General features: G+C 42.5%; 13 protein-coding genes. 6 read left to right on the forward strand and 7 right to left on the reverse strand.

Annotated elements, in window-relative coordinates; genetic code table 11:
- The first annotated feature begins 349 nt into the window (after positions 1-349).
- Positions 350-1,384, forward strand: a complete 1,035-nt coding sequence (locus H6G86_RS24530; RefSeq protein ID WP_190936517.1) for a cysteine hydrolase family protein — start codon at positions 350-352, stop codon at positions 1,382-1,384.
- Positions 1,385-1,520: 136 nt separating this feature from the next.
- Here H6G86_RS24530 and H6G86_RS24535 read toward each other — a convergent pair whose 3' ends face one another.
- Complete coding sequence (locus H6G86_RS24535; RefSeq protein WP_190936518.1) at positions 1,521-2,414, reverse strand: LysM peptidoglycan-binding domain-containing M23 family metallopeptidase; 894 nt, start codon at positions 2,412-2,414, stop codon at positions 1,521-1,523.
- A gap of 239 nt (positions 2,415-2,653) precedes the next feature.
- Between H6G86_RS24535 and H6G86_RS24540 the strand changes: the two genes are divergently transcribed.
- On the forward strand, positions 2,654-3,862 hold the full coding sequence (locus H6G86_RS24540) for an HhoA/HhoB/HtrA family serine endopeptidase (RefSeq protein WP_190936519.1): 1,209 nt from the start codon (positions 2,654-2,656) through the stop codon (positions 3,860-3,862).
- A gap of 29 nt (positions 3,863-3,891) precedes the next feature.
- Here the strand turns inward: H6G86_RS24540 and H6G86_RS24545 are convergent, their stop codons facing one another.
- The 3 genes from H6G86_RS24545 to ispD form a co-directional block, all read right to left on the reverse strand.
- Positions 3,892-4,239, reverse strand: a complete 348-nt coding sequence (locus tag H6G86_RS24545) for a DUF760 domain-containing protein (protein WP_012411319.1) — start codon at positions 4,237-4,239, stop codon at positions 3,892-3,894.
- Between the two features lie 240 nt (positions 4,240-4,479).
- A complete protein-coding gene (gene scpB, locus H6G86_RS24550; RefSeq protein WP_190936520.1) occupies positions 4,480-5,028 on the reverse strand; it encodes an SMC-Scp complex subunit ScpB in 549 nt (182 codons plus the stop codon).
- Positions 5,029-5,434: 406 nt separating this feature from the next.
- Positions 5,435-6,118 (reverse strand): 2-C-methyl-D-erythritol 4-phosphate cytidylyltransferase, encoded by a 684-nt coding sequence (gene ispD, locus H6G86_RS24555; protein WP_190936521.1) that lies wholly within the window; start codon positions 6,116-6,118, stop codon positions 5,435-5,437.
- A gap of 69 nt (positions 6,119-6,187) precedes the next feature.
- Here ispD and H6G86_RS24560 point away from each other — a divergent pair, with 69 nt between their 5' ends.
- Positions 6,188-7,147, forward strand: a complete 960-nt coding sequence (locus H6G86_RS24560; protein WP_190936522.1) for a glycosyltransferase family 9 protein — start codon at positions 6,188-6,190, stop codon at positions 7,145-7,147.
- A 265-nt stretch (positions 7,148-7,412) separates the two neighbouring features.
- On the opposite strand, the gene H6G86_RS24565 is transcribed toward H6G86_RS24560, so the two are convergent.
- Positions 7,413-7,898 (reverse strand): CRR6 family NdhI maturation factor, encoded by a 486-nt coding sequence (locus H6G86_RS24565; RefSeq protein WP_190936523.1) that lies wholly within the window; start codon positions 7,896-7,898, stop codon positions 7,413-7,415.
- A 699-nt stretch (positions 7,899-8,597) separates the two neighbouring features.
- On the opposite strand from H6G86_RS24565, the gene H6G86_RS24570 reads away from it, so the two are divergent.
- Positions 8,598-9,044: a Fur family transcriptional regulator gene (locus H6G86_RS24570; RefSeq protein WP_114082541.1), complete on the forward strand. Its 447-nt coding sequence runs from the start codon at positions 8,598-8,600 to the stop codon at positions 9,042-9,044.
- Positions 9,045-9,147: 103 nt separating this feature from the next.
- Here H6G86_RS24570 and H6G86_RS24575 read toward each other — a convergent pair whose 3' ends face one another.
- Positions 9,148-12,153, reverse strand: a complete 3,006-nt coding sequence (locus H6G86_RS24575) for a pentapeptide repeat-containing protein (protein WP_190936524.1) — start codon at positions 12,151-12,153, stop codon at positions 9,148-9,150.
- 145 nt (positions 12,154-12,298) lie between these two features.
- Between H6G86_RS24575 and H6G86_RS24580 the strand changes: the two genes are divergently transcribed.
- Both H6G86_RS24580 and H6G86_RS24585 read left to right on the forward strand, forming a co-directional pair.
- On the forward strand, positions 12,299-14,074 hold the full coding sequence (locus tag H6G86_RS24580) for a DUF3685 domain-containing protein (RefSeq protein WP_190936525.1): 1,776 nt from the start codon (positions 12,299-12,301) through the stop codon (positions 14,072-14,074).
- Positions 14,075-14,182: 108 nt separating this feature from the next.
- Positions 14,183-14,905 carry a diacylglycerol/polyprenol kinase family protein gene (locus tag H6G86_RS24585; protein ID WP_190936526.1) on the forward strand — a complete coding sequence of 241 codons (723 nt, stop codon included), beginning with the start codon at positions 14,183-14,185 and terminating at the stop codon, positions 14,903-14,905.
- Positions 14,906-14,910: 5 nt separating this feature from the next.
- Here the strand turns inward: H6G86_RS24585 and H6G86_RS24590 are convergent, their stop codons facing one another.
- Positions 14,911-15,159 carry a ribosomal eL19 family protein gene (locus tag H6G86_RS24590; RefSeq protein WP_190936527.1) on the reverse strand — a complete coding sequence of 83 codons (249 nt, stop codon included), beginning with the start codon at positions 15,157-15,159 and terminating at the stop codon, positions 14,911-14,913.
- Positions 15,160-15,290: the final 131 nt, after the last annotated feature.

Raw genomic sequence — 15,290 nt, forward strand, 5'->3', positions numbered from 1 at the left:
TCTTGTTCTCGTCTCTCTATCAGAAGATTTATGTCCTAAGTATCATCCCTAGTTAAATAAGTTGGCACAATAAAATCAAACTATGTAAAGAAAAACGACCTAGGCTAAAACCCTCATATATATTGCCTGTTGCCTATTGCCTTATCCAACGACAATTATTTACGCCCACTTACTTATCATCCTGTTCTGGAACTAAGAATATTTTTATTTATTTGCTGTATCAATAATTGGAGGTTAGGGTTGAGTAGAATATTACTGCTCAACCTATGACATCCGAAATCGTACTTTGCTCAAAGAAGAATTCGTTGAATGTCGGTAAATCCTAATATAAAATCGAAAAGCTGAAATTATGAACACCCAAACAACAACCCAACTACCAATTCCCCCACACTTTAACCCCGACAAAGTAGGAGAGGTCTGGCGTGTACCTTACCAACAAATCGCTGTAACAGCTGAAACTTGGGTAAAAAAACATGGAATCAAACCAGCATCTTCAGACAAAAATCGTATTTGCTTATTGTTAATTGATCTTCAAAATACTTTTTGTATCCCCAGCTTTGAACTATTTGTAGGTGGAAAATCTGGGAATGAGGCGGTGAATGATAACGTCAGATTATGTGAGTTTATCTATCGCAACTTGGGAGTCATTACAAAAATTGTACCCACTCTAGATACCCATACAGCAACGCAAATCTTCCATCCTATCTTTTGGGTGAATGCTGGCGGAGAACATCCTACTCCAGCAGCAACTAATATCACTTTAGCAGATATCGAACAAGGTATCTGGAAAGTTAATCCAGCAGTTGCTGACAGTATTACTAATGGAGATTATGAATTATTAGAAAAACACGCTTATCATTACGTTAGAAAACTCAGCCAAGATGGTAAATATCCCCTCACAATTTGGCCTTATCATTCTATGTTGGGCGGTATTGGTCATGCTTTAGTTTCATCGGTGGAGGAAGCAATATTTTTCCACAGTATTGCTCGTCAAAGCCAAACACAATTTGAAATCAAGGGTGAAAATCCTTTAACAGAAAACTATTCGATCTTACGTCCAGAGGTGTTGGAAGATTTTGAACAACGTCCACTTGGTCAAAAAAATACCCGTTTGATTAAGCAACTTTTAGAATTTGATACTGTTATTATTGGTGGTCAAGCTAAAAGTCATTGCGTCGCCTGGACAATTGACGATTTATTAACAGAAATTAAACAGGTAGATGCTACCCTTGCTCAAAAAATCTATCTCTTAGAAGATTGCACTTCTCCCGTTGTTGTTCCAAATATTGTGGACTACACAGAACAGGCAGATGCAGCATTTGCAAGGTTTGCAGAGGCAGGAATGCACATCATAAAATCTAGCGAATTTGGGAATTGGGCATAGGACATAGGGAATTGGGAATTGAGAAGAGGACTTGGGGACAAGGAGAATTGGGGACAAGGGGAAAGACTTGTTTCAAGTTCTCACCCCTTGTCCCGTTGTCCCTCTGCTTCCTCTGCTCCCTGATTTTCCCACTTCTTCATTTCTTCAAATAACCCTTTGGGTCTTGTGCTACCCAACCCAGAGATGAGCTAGAACGCACTTCAAAGTGGAGATGCGGTTGAGTGGAAGTTGGTTTTCCACTAGTGCCTACTGTTCCTAGTGAGTCTCCTTTTTTTATTTGCTGACCAACAGTAACCTTGATGGTATCAAGTTGGGCGTAGCGGCTTTGAAGCCCGCCACTGTGGTTAATGATGACCAACTTGCCATAAGAACCTTGGTCATTAGCAAAGGCTACGGTTCCAGGAGCGATCGCTAATACATTACTCCCAACTGGTGCTAATAAGTCAACACCACTGTGGAAAAAAACTTCACCTGTCGCCGGATTAATTTGCCATCCATAAGCTAATCCTACATTTGCAACTTGTGCCAAGGGATATCCAGAAAGGGATGCACGGTTTGGCGTACCTGCATCAGTAGGTAAAGGGGACTTAGTTACAACACCATTGGGCGACCAATTTACCCCCGGAACAAACACAATTCTGGGGTCTTGTTGGCAGCCATTCACCTCAAAAAGGCTATCAGCACGAACTTTGTATTGTGCTGCCACTTGTCGCCAAGTTTGACCGCGAGGTACTTCAACTACAATCCCATTGTAGGGAGGAATTTGAAGCACACTACCAACGGCTACGACCGCGCCATTCTGCAAAGCTGGATTCATGCCAATAATAGTTGTAGGTATGAGATTGTAGCGCTGCGCTATGCTCTCCAAAGTTTCGCCACGAACAACTTTATGGCGTTGGAAGCGAGATAGGGCTGGAATCGGGCAACCACCTACAGCAGCGTTAGCACTGTTCAAGTTTGGCAGTATGCTTACTAGGCTCAAGGTGCTAACTAGGCTACAGAGAAACAGTTGACGAAAGGGTAAAGTCATGTATACAGATCAAGAGCGCATTAACTTTAAATTTTAGATGGAGAGTGTGGGAAGTGGGGAGATCGGGGAGCAGGGGAGCAAAGGGAGCAGGGGAAGCAAAGGGAGCAAGGGGGAAATAACCAATTCCCAATTCCCAATGCCCAATGCTTAATTCCTCGTAAATTGATCTGTCCACTTGCCGTTAGCTTGACTACACTTAGAAATTAGCAACTGCATTGTTGTCCTTAAGCAGAATTGTTATGAAGTTATCTTTAAAGCAACTAGGTGTTTATTTGTTCTTAGTGGTATTTGGCTGTGGTGCAGGTTTGTTTGGCAGTCGCTATCTCCTACTACAAAATTCCTCATTCCAACAGTTAAGAAATGTGACAATGGCTTTGCCTCCAGAATCTGTAGTGCCAAATTCTCCTAATGGAGCAATTGGGGCTACTGGAGGCGATAATGTGAATTTTATTGCGACGGCAGTGCAAAAAGTTGGCCCGGCTGTGGTGCGAATTAATGCCACTCGCAAAGTTGCCAATCCCATCTCTGACGCATTAAAAAATCCGCTCTTGCGGCGATTTTTTGGAGAGGATGAGCAACCAATTCCCGAAGAACGGATTGAGCGCGGTACAGGATCGGGATTTATTTTGAGCGAGGATGGGGAATTACTCACTAACGCTCATGTAGTAGCAGATACAGATACAGTACAAGTCACCCTCAAGGATGGTCGAAGTTTAGAGGGCAAGGTGGTAGGAGTTGATTCTGTGACAGATGTGGCAGTGGTGAAAATAAAAGCGAATCATTTGCCAACTGTGAAACTGGGCAATTCGCAAAACTTAATACCAGGACAGTGGGCGATCGCAATTGGCAACCCTCTAGGTTTAGATAATACTGTCACTATCGGCATTATCAGCGCTACCGATCGCACCAGTACTCAAGTTGGTGTACCAGATAAGCGAGTCAGCTTTATCCAAACTGATGCTGCAATTAACCCTGGTAATTCCGGTGGTCCCTTATTAAACGCTCAAGGCGAAGTGATTGGTGTTAATACTGCCATCCGCGCTGATGCTCAAGGACTCGGTTTTGCGATCCCCATTGAAACCGCCGCCCGCATTGCCAATGAACTTTTTACCAAAGGGCGTGTAGAACATCCCTTCTTAGGTGTTGAAATGGCAGACCTTTCTGCCATCAAAAAACAGCAGATTAATCAAGAAAATCAACTGAACATTCAGCAGGATGTTGGCATTGTGATTAAAGGAGTTACAGGCGATTCCCCAGCCAAGCGCGGAGGATTGCTTCCTGGAGACGTGATTCAAAAAGTTAACGGTAAACCAGTTAAAACCTCGGCCCAAGTTCAAAAGCTGGTAGAGTCCAGCAAAGTTGGGGACATAATAGCTATCGAGGTCAATCGTAGCGGGAAAATTCAAACCTTCAAAGTACAATCAGGAGCTTATCCTGAAAGGAAGTAGTCAATAGTCCCAGAATGTTTGACTATTGACTATTGACCATTAGACAAATGCTCTAACTGCATTCTTTGTTCCATCTGGCGCAGAAAATACCCCGTCATCATGGCCGACGCTAGAAGCCCAGCTAAGTTATCCCGATCTGTTGTAATTTGCACGTTGAAATTTTCTGCCGGGAGCATTCCCACTAGCCCTTGGACATTTTGCGAGATGATTTGTTTAATTTCAGGGCTGGCGGATTGAGCAATCCTCGCTAGAACATCAGGAGACTGATGTTGTAGATATTTGAGTAACTGATTGGGGTATTCCTCAGCGTGGTCGGAAAGAAGTTGATTGGGGTGTTCCTCGGAGTTGTCATTTAAAAAGTCAGGATTAAACACCATTGGCAGTTTTATTTAGCTTAATTGCTAACTCTACTCTAAACCATAGTACAAGGCTAGCGCATTCACCACGGGTATAAGTCATTGGGGATTGGGGATTGGGGATTGGGTATTGGGGATTGGGGAATGGGGAGTAGGGATTGGGTATTGGGAATTGGCATGAAGAAGAGACAAGGAAGAGACTTATTTCAATAACTCCCCCTTGTCCTCCTTGTCTCCCTCATCTTCCCCATTCCCCATTCCCTATTCCCCACTCCCTACTCCCTTTAGTTCTAGTTCTAGTTCTAGTTCTAGTTGTTCTTCCTTTTGGTTGTTAGAAAGTATTTGTGGGAGTTGTTCGATTTGGAAATACTGATGGAATTTTGGGGTTACTTGGAGTGAGTAGGAGCGAGAATCGCTGTCTCGGCGTTTGCGGATAAAACCAAGTTCTACGAGTTCGGGAACGTGTTGATATACTCCTGAACCGCGCAAGTTAATTAAGTCGCTCTGGAGTATAGGACTATTAAGGGCGATCGCAGCTAAAGTCCGCAATGCACCTACACCCAATTCTACTGGTATCATCGTTTGCACTAAATCCTGAAAATCAGACCGTAGTTGCAAACTGTAACCATCAGGGGTTTCTATTACCTCTAGGGCGCTATCTCGGTGGGCATAATTGTCCATGAGTTCAATTATGCCTTCTTTGACAGTGGCGCGATCGCACGCTGCATACTCGGCGATTTCGCCGAGCGACAAGGGTTTACCCTTTAAATAGAGAATTGCTTCTATCTTCGTCGCTGTGGCTGTAATCATTTAGTCATTAGTCATTAGTCATTGGTCATTAGTCATTAGTCATTGGTCATTAGTACATGACAACTAATAATCAACAAGTGTGTGGCATTATATCGTAAATTGTCAAAATATTGTTTGATACTCTCAAATTGGGAATGGGGCATGGGGCATGGGGCATTGGGCATAGCTCAAGAATCAATAGTTCTTCTTCCCCTACTCCCCCTGCCCTTTCAAGGGTAGGTATTTTGTATTTGATCATTTTTTGGCTATTTCAGCCGATGCTTAAATCCTGAAATGACCAAACCACGTTAAACAATTGAGAATTTTCTCAACTATTTTTGAGATTCTAAAAAACCTACCCTTGAAAGCTCCCCCTGCCTCCCCTGCTCCCCCTGCTCCCTGCCCTCCATTCCCCATTCCCCATTCCTTAAAATCCTCTAGTTGTGAGAATAAATTCTGCGATCGCTAAATCTTGTGGAGTCGTCACTTTTAAATTTGTCTCCTCTCCCTCGACAATTCGGACTTTGATGCCGCACTTTTCAAATAAAGCGGCATCGTCAGTTACTTCCCAACCTTGACGGACACCTTCGGCGTGACACTGTTTCAACAACTTGACATCAAATCCTTGGGGAGTTTGTGCCGCCCACAATTTTTGTCTGTCGGGTGTTTCTTGAATTATGCCTTGTTCATCGACAACTTTGATGGTGTCTTTGACCGGTACACCAGCAATTAAACCGGGGCAGTGGCGAATGGCTTGGGCACAAGAGTTAAATAAATCTGGTGTGGCGAGACATCTAGCGCCATCGTGAATCAACACTTGTTCTGCGACTAGTGGCAAAGCCTGCAAGCCGTTGTAAACAGATTCTTGACGCGTGGAGCCGCCTTGAATCAATTGCACTGGTTTAGTGAGCTTGAGATCGGCGAGAATTGCTCTGAAGTCTGGCCAATCGGTAGGCTGAGAAATAATCCCGATCCAACTGATTGTATTGGCGGCTTCTGCGGCTAATAGAGTCCAAGCAATAATTGGTTGCGATCGCACTTTCAGCAGGAGTTTATTGCGGTTACTACCCATTCTTTTTCCGATTCCCGCAGATGGAATTAGTAAATACACAGAATTCCTCAATCTTTAAGCTATATATTTTCCCCTAAAATAGGGAGCGAGTAAGCGTCAATAAATATTATGCGAGTAGTAGCCCTTGTACCTGGCGGAATTGGCGACCAAATTCTCTTCTTTCCGACTCTAGATGACCTGAAGCGCAATTACCCTGACGCTCAAATAGATGTCGTTGTTGAACCCCGGTCAAAGGCTGCCTACCGAGTGAGCAAGTCAGTTCACGAGGTGCTGAACTTTGATTTTAACGACCGTAATAGTCTGGCAGATTGGGGTAACTTGGTGGGGACAATTCGCGATCGCGAATACGATGTTGTCATTGTTGTTAAGCAAATTTGGTTGCTTAGTCTTTTGCTCTGGTTGACGGGAATTCCCATACGTATTGGCTACAAAGGCAATGGTTCGGTTTTTCTGACCCACGCTGTGCCATTTAAAGCATCCCAGTATGCGGCGGCAGTATATCACGATTTGCTGCAACCATTGGAAATAAATAGTCCTGTCCCAGAGTTAGCAGTAAATGTGCCCAAACCAGATATTGAGTGGGCACAAAAAGAACAGAAACGCTTAGGAGTGCATGAAACAGGCTATATCTTGATTCATGGCGGTTCTGGCCAGTTATCTCAGGCTAAAGAACTGGATAAAATCTACCCTGTCGAAAGTTGGCATCAAATTATTCAAGGTTTCCAAGATAAGCAGCCTGACCTGCCTGTGGTGGTTGTTAAGGGAATCGGCGATGAACAGTTTGTGCGATCGCTTCTGGGGTCTTCTCCAGATATCAAGGTGACTGCCCCAGATGATATTGGCAAGTTAACTGCTATGATCGCCGGGGCAAATTTGATGTTGTCTACTGATAGTCCGGCACTACAACTGAGTGTTGCAGTCCAAACCTATACCATTGCCCTATTTGGGGCCACCGATCCAGCTAAGTTGTTGCCGAAAAACGATAAATTCCTGGCTATTGCATCCCCCACGGGAAAAACAGCGGATGTTTCACCAAACGCAGTTTTAGAGAAAATCTGGGGTGGCTAAACCAGCAGTTTGTCCCAATTTCTGCAATTAGTCTATTGGATATCTAATGTAGTCATCCGTTTGTTGAATGACCGCAAAACCTGGTTGTGACAGCTAGATTTTGCGGTTATTTCAGTATTGAAGAAGAATACAGAAGTCAGAATGGGCTAAACGCCCCGCTACCGCTAACAGAAGTCAGAATCAAGACGTTCTCTATGAGACGCTACGCTATCCACCAGTCGCTTAACCCTGTTCTGAATTCTGGCTCCTGACTCCTGAATTCTTATTAAAATATCTCAAAAAAAGCATCATCTAATTCATAACCCAGCATTTGAGCCATAGACTTTAACCGCGAGAGGCTGGGGATATCCTGCTGTTTGAGCCAATCACCTAAAACAAAGATTTTGTGCATCAAAAATATTTCTAAGGCTTCAGGATTGTACTGAATGCCATCTTGAGAACTGAACTGGTGTGGTACTAGCATGGCGGCATAACGAGCAAATTCTCCAGCTTTCCAATCTAGTAAAAATGCTAACCAGGGGTATTTGGCATCTAGGCGCACAAACCACAGCCGTATTTCTGGAATTTCTGAGAGTTCTCGTGGATCGCCAGGTTCGAGATCGTAATTGATATCAAAGCGTAGCTGCTGTTCATGGGATGCGGCCCCATCTTGCAGCAGTTGTTCAATCACCGTTGAGGCAGGCGAAAGATCCAGATTGTTAATGAAGTCATTATTGAGTGCGATCGCAATTGTCTTTGACTCAGCAGCCACTTTCTTTTTGCTCAACTTTAGGATCGACAATCTACAGTAGCAGCTTTCAGGGATTGACGCTACATTGACTTTGAGAAATTAATTGGTATTTACTAATACTTTTTTGCTAATAATTTTGGTCAACCTATACAAGGTTTAGAAATAAATCTGACCTTCTCAAATTTATTTGATACTTTTACTTAGTTTTTGCTGTTTATAAAAAATATCTATCTATTGCTAGATTTGATATCATCCGCTAGCGATACCTGCGGCGGACTACACTTACGTTAGTCACGTGTATCGGATCTTTCTATAGTTAAATATTACTTTCATGACTGCGATAAATACCCATGTTTAACTAAAAAATTACTACATAGGTTACATATAGGACTCATATTTGATTTTTGAATAAACTCCGTACAACTCAAAAAGCCTTCTTTCCTCTTGCTTATTGCCTCTAGGCAACACCTGCCCCAAAGTGGACATTTCCAGCAATTTTAAGTTAAAGTTGTAATGAGTTTGTTTTAGATTAAGGTCTGACAAAGTAGCCATCAGCAAGCAAAAAATAGATCGTTATTTATCGCCACCTGTTACTTCCGAAGCATCACAAGCCAAAACATAAGTACAGGTAGAACAATGGTGTGCAATATTATTGCATATATTAAATAACCAATAAAAATTGAAGTGGGAAAATTCCCTTAACAGTTAACAAGCTGTAATATGCAAAAACAAACAATTTCAACAAAACCAATTCGTTCTCTAGAAGATGCGCTAGATAGGTGTCAAATCCTGGGTATGCGCGTCAGTCGTCAGCGTCGCTTTATTCTGGAATTACTTTGGCAAGCAAATGAACATCTTTCTGCTAGAGAGATTTACGATCGCTTGAACCAAGAAGGTAAAGAGATCGGACATACCTCTGTTTATCAAAATTTAGAAGCATTATCCAGTCAAGGCATTATTGAATGTATTGAACGCTGTGATGGGCGTTTGTATGGCAATATCAGTGACTCTCACAGTCATATTAACTGTGTGGATACAAATCAAATTCTTGATGTTCATGTGGAACTACCAGAAGATTTGCTTCGCAAAATTGAAGAAGAAACAGGAGTGCGAATTACTGACTACAGTATTAACTTTGTTGGCTACCGTAACCCTGAAGAAGGGTAGGGAGTAGGGGGAGGCAGGGGAGGCAGGGGAGCAGGGGAGGCAGGGGGAGAATTCGTAACTCCTAACTCTTCACTCAGCACTCGGAACTGTTTTGCCCAAAGCCCTATTGCTCAATAGAATTATTGCCAAAAACTGTTTCATCATCGACATCATCATCATAGAAACCCACGGGTAAAATTGTGCCTTCGGAGCTTTCAATTAGTCCGCTTGCAGGGGGTTTATTCCAATTTTTATCTGTGTTTGGCGTAACTTGGATGGTGTTTAAGAAGGGTTGCTGCGATCGCAAATTTTTCAGTCTTTGAAACGACTCTTTAGAGAACAAGGCACCATTATCAGCAGCTAATTTTTTGCCAGCCTCAGGAAGGATGGCATCAAAGAAGCAAGCTTTGGTGAGATCGGCTGAATTAAGATTTGCTCCCGTAAGGTTAGCTTGTTGAAGATTTGCGCCTGTCAGGTTTGCCTGTTCGAGGTTTACGTCTGTAAGGTTAGCTTGTTGAAGGTTTGCGCCTGTCAGATTAGCCTGTTGCAAATTGGCTCCAGCTAAATTAGTCCCAATTAACTCCGCATTGGATAAGTTTGTCTGCTCAAGATTTATCCCAGTTAACATTACTTGCAACAAAGAGGCTCCCGATAAATTGAGTCCAGCCAGAGACTTGATTCGGGTTGCAAAGGCACTTTTGTGGAGAACGTTTGTTCTAGCAATTAGCGCACTTAAAGCTTCTGGATTGAATTCTGTTAAATTGAGCGGATTCCCACAAGGCCAAAAAGGGATTTTGGTTTCTCGATAGCAAGCACAAAGCAATAAAAATACATTTAATCCCACCGCAGCATTGACTTGCTCAACATTCACCGGGTTTTGTAGTGCGTGGAAATGAGTCCAAGCTTTGTGGGCTATCCCTTCATCTAACCAATAGCCTTGACAGTAAGCACGCCAGAAAGACAAAAGACGTTGAAACAAAACTTCAAAAGAAAACTTGTGCTTTTGTTCACGGCGTAAAATTGCGATCGCCAATTCTTCAATTTCCTGGCTCAGTATCCCATAACCGAGTAAATTGTAAATATGCTGGGCAACGCTACTGGGAGAATCAACTACAAAAGTGAGGGAACCATAAGCCTCATTTTGGCACTGAGTTAATAATTTCAACTCAGCAGTCACAGCCTTAGCACAAAGAAATTCTCCTAACTTAATATGCGAAAACTCAATTAAACTAGTTTTCTCTGAGCTTTCTAAGTCCCGAATTTTAAAATAAAATCCTGGTAAATTGTTAAATTCACCAGCCAAATTAATTTGATGACGTTGTGAGTGTAAAATTTTCAGAGCGATCGCTTGCATTTGATCGAGTAAATCTTGAGGATGATTATTAGCAAGTAAATTAGCGATCGCTTCTGGAGTCCGGTGGATATGAGCCGATCCTGAGCGCAGCAGCATCGTTTTAATCCCACCAGTTAGCGGATAGCCCAACAACCATCGACTTAAGCGATGATAAATTTCCCATACCACAGAAGACTTTGGGGTATTAACAGCTAGTTGTAATACTTCATCATTTAGCAGTCCTTCGCGGTGTAAAATCCCCAATAAATGCAACATTAGGGGTTGACGAACAAGGGTAGATAATTCTGGAAACCTTGATTGACTGGCAAATAAGCCTGACTGTTTTAAGAATGTAAAGAAATTTTGAGCGATCGCCAATGATTGTACTTTTGCCCACTGCTGAAACCATTGTTTGAATTCGTCCACGTCGAACGGTTGAATGATAATTCGCTTCAATGATAGGGGGATCTCTGGGGCGATTTCCTGTAATGTTGTTGAGCGGCTCGTTAATACAATTTTGTGTCTATGTTGAGATTGGAAGTTCAGTAGTTGCTGAACAAAAATTGCTTTTGCCCTTACCCCATAAGCAGAAGGGGGCAGTTCATCCAAACCATCCAGCAGCAACAGACAAGGAATATTTTCTTGCTCTAACCAGGTTGAAAGATTAACATTAAAAGCAGAATTTAGAGTTTCGATTAAAGTTTTGCCATATTTTACATCCCTTAACCTAATTACTATAGGCATCCAAATAGGGTAAACTTCTTGCGCTATCTCTGCTGCCCAAAGTTGGCAAAAACTGGTTTTTCCAAAACCAGGTTCCGACTCAATGACAGCGATCGTTTCTAAATCAGCTAGCTGTTGCTGCGCCCATGTTTTTAAATCAACTGACTTAACAGCTTTTTTATCCACATCAGAAATACTTTCCTCTATTGGTAAGCCTTTTTGTGGCACATAGATATCCTTGAGAGCAAAGGATTCTATAAGTAAAGGCAGACTGAGGTTTTTAATCAAACTTGCCCGGTAATGTTCTCGATGCAAGTCAATTTTCTCACCAACTGTAGAACCAGCTTCTGGAGCGATAAAACTGGGGGCTAATGAAATTCCCAAACGGAAAAACTTTTGCAGTTGGGCTAAAGGGGCAGCATTTTCAGTAACCACTACGAGTATGTCACCAGGAAGTGAGTGAACTAAACGCTGTGTTAAGAGTTTAACTTCATATTCTTCTGCACCATTGGCAACAAACCAAGCGATGACAGCATGATTTATTTGTTGCACCAGTAAAGAATCTGCAATCAGAGACAGTGCTTGTTCGGCTTGTGTATCAGTTAATTTACCTGGGCTGAGAGTTTTCAGCAATCCTTGCAGTTGCGAATCTTGGAGGATGAGTTTACCAACGTCTTCTTTAAGTACTTGTGCTTGGATTGGTATACTTGCCCGATCTAACCACGGTCTTTTTAGGCTTGCTTCCTGCTCTAGAATTGCTTGCAAAGCCTGGAGATAGGCAATTTGGAACGCTAGCCATGTGCCCTCATTACGTTTTAACGGTTTTTTTTGGCTGAGGCTACGCAACAGGTTTTGTGTTAACTGCGAAATCAGACTGATTTCTTCCCAAACAATCCCTAAAGGCAGTTCTAAAACCTCTACCAAGGTACAGATATCAAAAGGCATGAGGCTTTTGACTTCCATATCCTGAACAATCCGGTAGGCAATACCTGCCAATTGCCCCGCCGAAAATCCTCTGATTTGATTGATTGCGATATAGCGTTCTGCTAACCAGTTCCGAATACTCAAGTTCATTTAATTACACAGTGACAGCTGCTTATGGCAATTATGATCGATTTATTCAGTTTGCGAAAACAGGTAACAATAGGTGGAGACAAAGTTTTGTATCAAAGCTGTTTTCTGATTGGTAAAAAACAGTGCTTGTGTAATTGAGTAGACTATGAGCGATCGCCCTTTAAAATTATTGTTATTCGACCAAGACCCAATTTTTCGTCTGGGATTACGGGTAGCTTTGGAAGCAATTCCTAACCTGGAAGTAACAGGAGTAGTAGAAACTGATACCACTGCCTTGCAGATTTTAGCAGAAATTGCCCAAGAAGACCCTAAACAGGTGAATTTGGTGGTTTTGGAATTCGGTAATGGTCGCTCCATCACCAGCCAGCAGCTAGGTTTACAATTCTGTCGGCAACTCAAAGCCTTATATCCCAACCTGCCAATTCTGCTTCTTAGTTCTGTGCAAGAGCAAGGACTGCTATTAGCGGCCAAATCTATTGGTGTAAATGGCTACTGCCCCAAGGGTACACCACTTCCTGAGTTAGTCGCTGCTATGCAAGAAGTTGCAGATGGTGGTGAATATTGGTTTCGAAACACGGAAGCAATCACAACTCCTCACTCCTCACTCCCTAGTAGAGATGCGATTAATCGCGTCTCCCCCAACTCCCCACTCCCTTTTTATAGACAGCGAAATAATTTACGTTTGTCAGGAATTGGTTACATTGAAGCTACCCTAGCCGCAGTCACAGCACAATTACAAGTTCCTGGATTAGCAGTATTAGATCGGGCAGTTTTAGCTGGACAGAGGCGAGAACTGCTAGCGGCTCGTTGGTTGCTAAATCGGTTGTTAGTTTCATCACAAGAAAGGCAAGAGGAAGATATTCCGGTTGCTGATGAGCCACCTCTTACCCCTTCATTGAGTAGTGCCATTCAGCCACGGCAAACTGTTTTACCTTTACTTAGTCTAGGAACACTACAATTTAACTTGTTTGCATCTTGCATTACCAAGCTTCAATTTCCTTTACGAAATGTCACAGATGTCCCTTTAGAAATTGACATCTTTCGTGAAGATAAAAAGCGGGAATTGCTTTATCTTATCCTGCAAAAATTGACTGAGCAGTTGGATGAACTGCGTGCTTCTCAACTCGACGTGAATCAATTATATGAGGTAAAAAATATCTTATTGCGCGATTTATGGGAAGTAGCAATTACAGATTTTTTTGGGAAATTTTCTCGAATCAAAATAGGGAATCAAAACATAGAAATTGTTAATTTTTTGCTGCAAAATCTAGAAGCTGTGCAAAGAGATATTCTCAACAAGATTCCGCTAGTTTTTGAGTTATATTCTTATTTAATATTTCAAACGGAATTGAGAATTGATAATACGTCATATCCTGTATTAGGCACTGAAGCAAAGTCCCAAGCATTAATGATTTTAGAGAACTTGTTGATTCAGGTAGCGAATGGAGTAGTACAACCACTGTTAAATTCGTTAGCAGATGTGGAAATCATGAAGCAAAATTTATATTGCAGGGAATTTATTTCCACCAGAGAAATTGAACGTTTTAGAAATGATTTATCGTGGAAGTATCGTCTAATTAATTATATAGAGGAGCCGAAAGCAGTTTTTGAAAGTCGCTATGATCTATTTGTTATTGCCCCTCGTGGTATTGCCAAAACTTCAGTTTATGCTCCTCGGAATCAGGAGTTAGCAAAACTTTCTAATATTCCTTTAATAGTAACTTTACTTTTAGAATTTAGTGATGCGATCGCACCGCGTTTAAAATCACTATTATCTTTTTTAGGTAGCGGTATAGTCTTCATCCTTACCCAAATAATTGGTCGTGGCTTAGGTTTAATCGGTCGTGGTATTCTTCAAGGTATTGGTAGCGTTTCGTTACTAGAAAAAAATCTGAGACGAAATAGCGATCGCACTAAGTGAAGAAGGAAGGGAGCAGGGGAGGCAGGGAAAGAAGAACTATTGATTCTTCAGCCATACCCAATGCCCCATGCCCAATTCCCATGACAAATGACCAATGACCAATGACAAATGACAAACAATGACTTTATCGGGCTAGCAATTTCTTATATTTACGCGATTAGTCTACTTGTGCTTGGCGAGGGACTGCGTAGGCTGTTTGATGTAAAGCCGGATTTGACCCGCAAGGTAATCCATATTGGTGCAGGGATGTGGGTTTTCGGTGTCCTGCGATTATTTAATCACTGGGAAATCGGAATTATACCTTTTGCCACCTTTATAGGACTTAACTACCTGTTCTACCGCTACCGATTCATTGGGGCAATGGATACTCAGGATAGCTCACCTGGTACTGTTTATTTCGCTATCTCAGTGACATTGCTTTTCGGACTACTGTGGCGACCAGACGGGCCAGTAGATAGCGTTGCGATCGCTGTTGCTGGGATAATGGCGATGACCTGGGGTGATGCACTAGCAGCATTAATTGGTAGACGTTTCGGGCAGCATAAATACCAAGTAGGAAATTCAGTGCGTTCCTGGGAAGGTTCGGCAGTAATGTTTGTGGCGAGTACGGTAGTGATTTTATTAGTGCTGTTGCTGCTACCTGGTTCATCACTGAGTCCCCTAGGAACACCTTTAAGTTTAGGGTTGGCATTGTTGATGGCGGTGGTAGCTGCTACTTGCGCCACCCTAGTAGAGGCAGTCTCACCCCACGGCACAGATAACCTCAGTGTGCCTTTAGTCACGGCTGGCGTAGTGTGGGTAATAAAACAAAATCTTCACCTGTTCTCTTAGAATTTTCAAAATTCCGTGTTCAAAGGTGCAACTTCCGTGTTCAAAGGTGCAAATTCCGTGTTCAAAGGTGCAAATTCCGTGTTCAAAGGTGCAACTTCCGAGTTCAAAGGTGCAACTTCCGAGTTCAAAGGTGCAACTTCCGTGTTCAGAGGCTCAACTTCCGTGTTCAGAGGCTCAACTTCCGAGTTCAAAGGTGTAACTTCCGAGTTCAAAGGTGTAACTTCCGTGTTCAAAGGCTCAACTTCCGTGTTCAAAGGCTCAACTTCCGTGTTCAGAGCTAGACGTAGCGACTGTCTTAAAAGTCAAGCGATCGTGAACAAAAAACCGGGACTGTGAACATTGACGCAACAGGGGAACGCTGCGCTAGATTCGGTGGTGGCTGGTA

The organism is Nostoc sp. FACHB-133, assembly GCF_014698055.1.
In the GTDB taxonomy this organism is placed as follows: Bacteria; Cyanobacteriota; Cyanobacteriia; order Cyanobacteriales; family Nostocaceae; genus Nostoc.

Excerpts from the sequence above, each read along its gene's own strand:
- H6G86_RS24540 (WP_190936519.1), top strand. The coding sequence starts at position 2,654 with ATGAAGTTATCTTTAAAGCAACTAGGTGTTTATTTGTTCTTAGTGGTA.
- H6G86_RS24585 (WP_190936526.1), top strand. The coding sequence starts at position 14,183 with ATGACAAACAATGACTTTATCGGGCTAGCAATTTCTTATATTTACGCG.
- H6G86_RS24530 (WP_190936517.1), top strand. The coding sequence starts at position 350 with ATGAACACCCAAACAACAACCCAACTACCAATTCCCCCACACTTTAAC.
- scpB (WP_190936520.1), bottom strand. The coding sequence starts at position 5,028 with ATGATTACAGCCACAGCGACGAAGATAGAAGCAATTCTCTATTTAAAG.
- H6G86_RS24545 (WP_012411319.1), bottom strand. The coding sequence starts at position 4,239 with ATGGTGTTTAATCCTGACTTTTTAAATGACAACTCCGAGGAACACCCC.
- H6G86_RS24570 (WP_114082541.1), top strand. The coding sequence starts at position 8,598 with ATGCAAAAACAAACAATTTCAACAAAACCAATTCGTTCTCTAGAAGAT.
- H6G86_RS24580 (WP_190936525.1), top strand. The coding sequence starts at position 12,299 with ATGAGCGATCGCCCTTTAAAATTATTGTTATTCGACCAAGACCCAATT.
- H6G86_RS24560 (WP_190936522.1), top strand. The coding sequence starts at position 6,188 with ATGCGAGTAGTAGCCCTTGTACCTGGCGGAATTGGCGACCAAATTCTC.
- H6G86_RS24535 (WP_190936518.1), bottom strand. The coding sequence starts at position 2,414 with ATGACTTTACCCTTTCGTCAACTGTTTCTCTGTAGCCTAGTTAGCACC.
- H6G86_RS24575 (WP_190936524.1), bottom strand. The coding sequence starts at position 12,153 with ATGAACTTGAGTATTCGGAACTGGTTAGCAGAACGCTATATCGCAATC.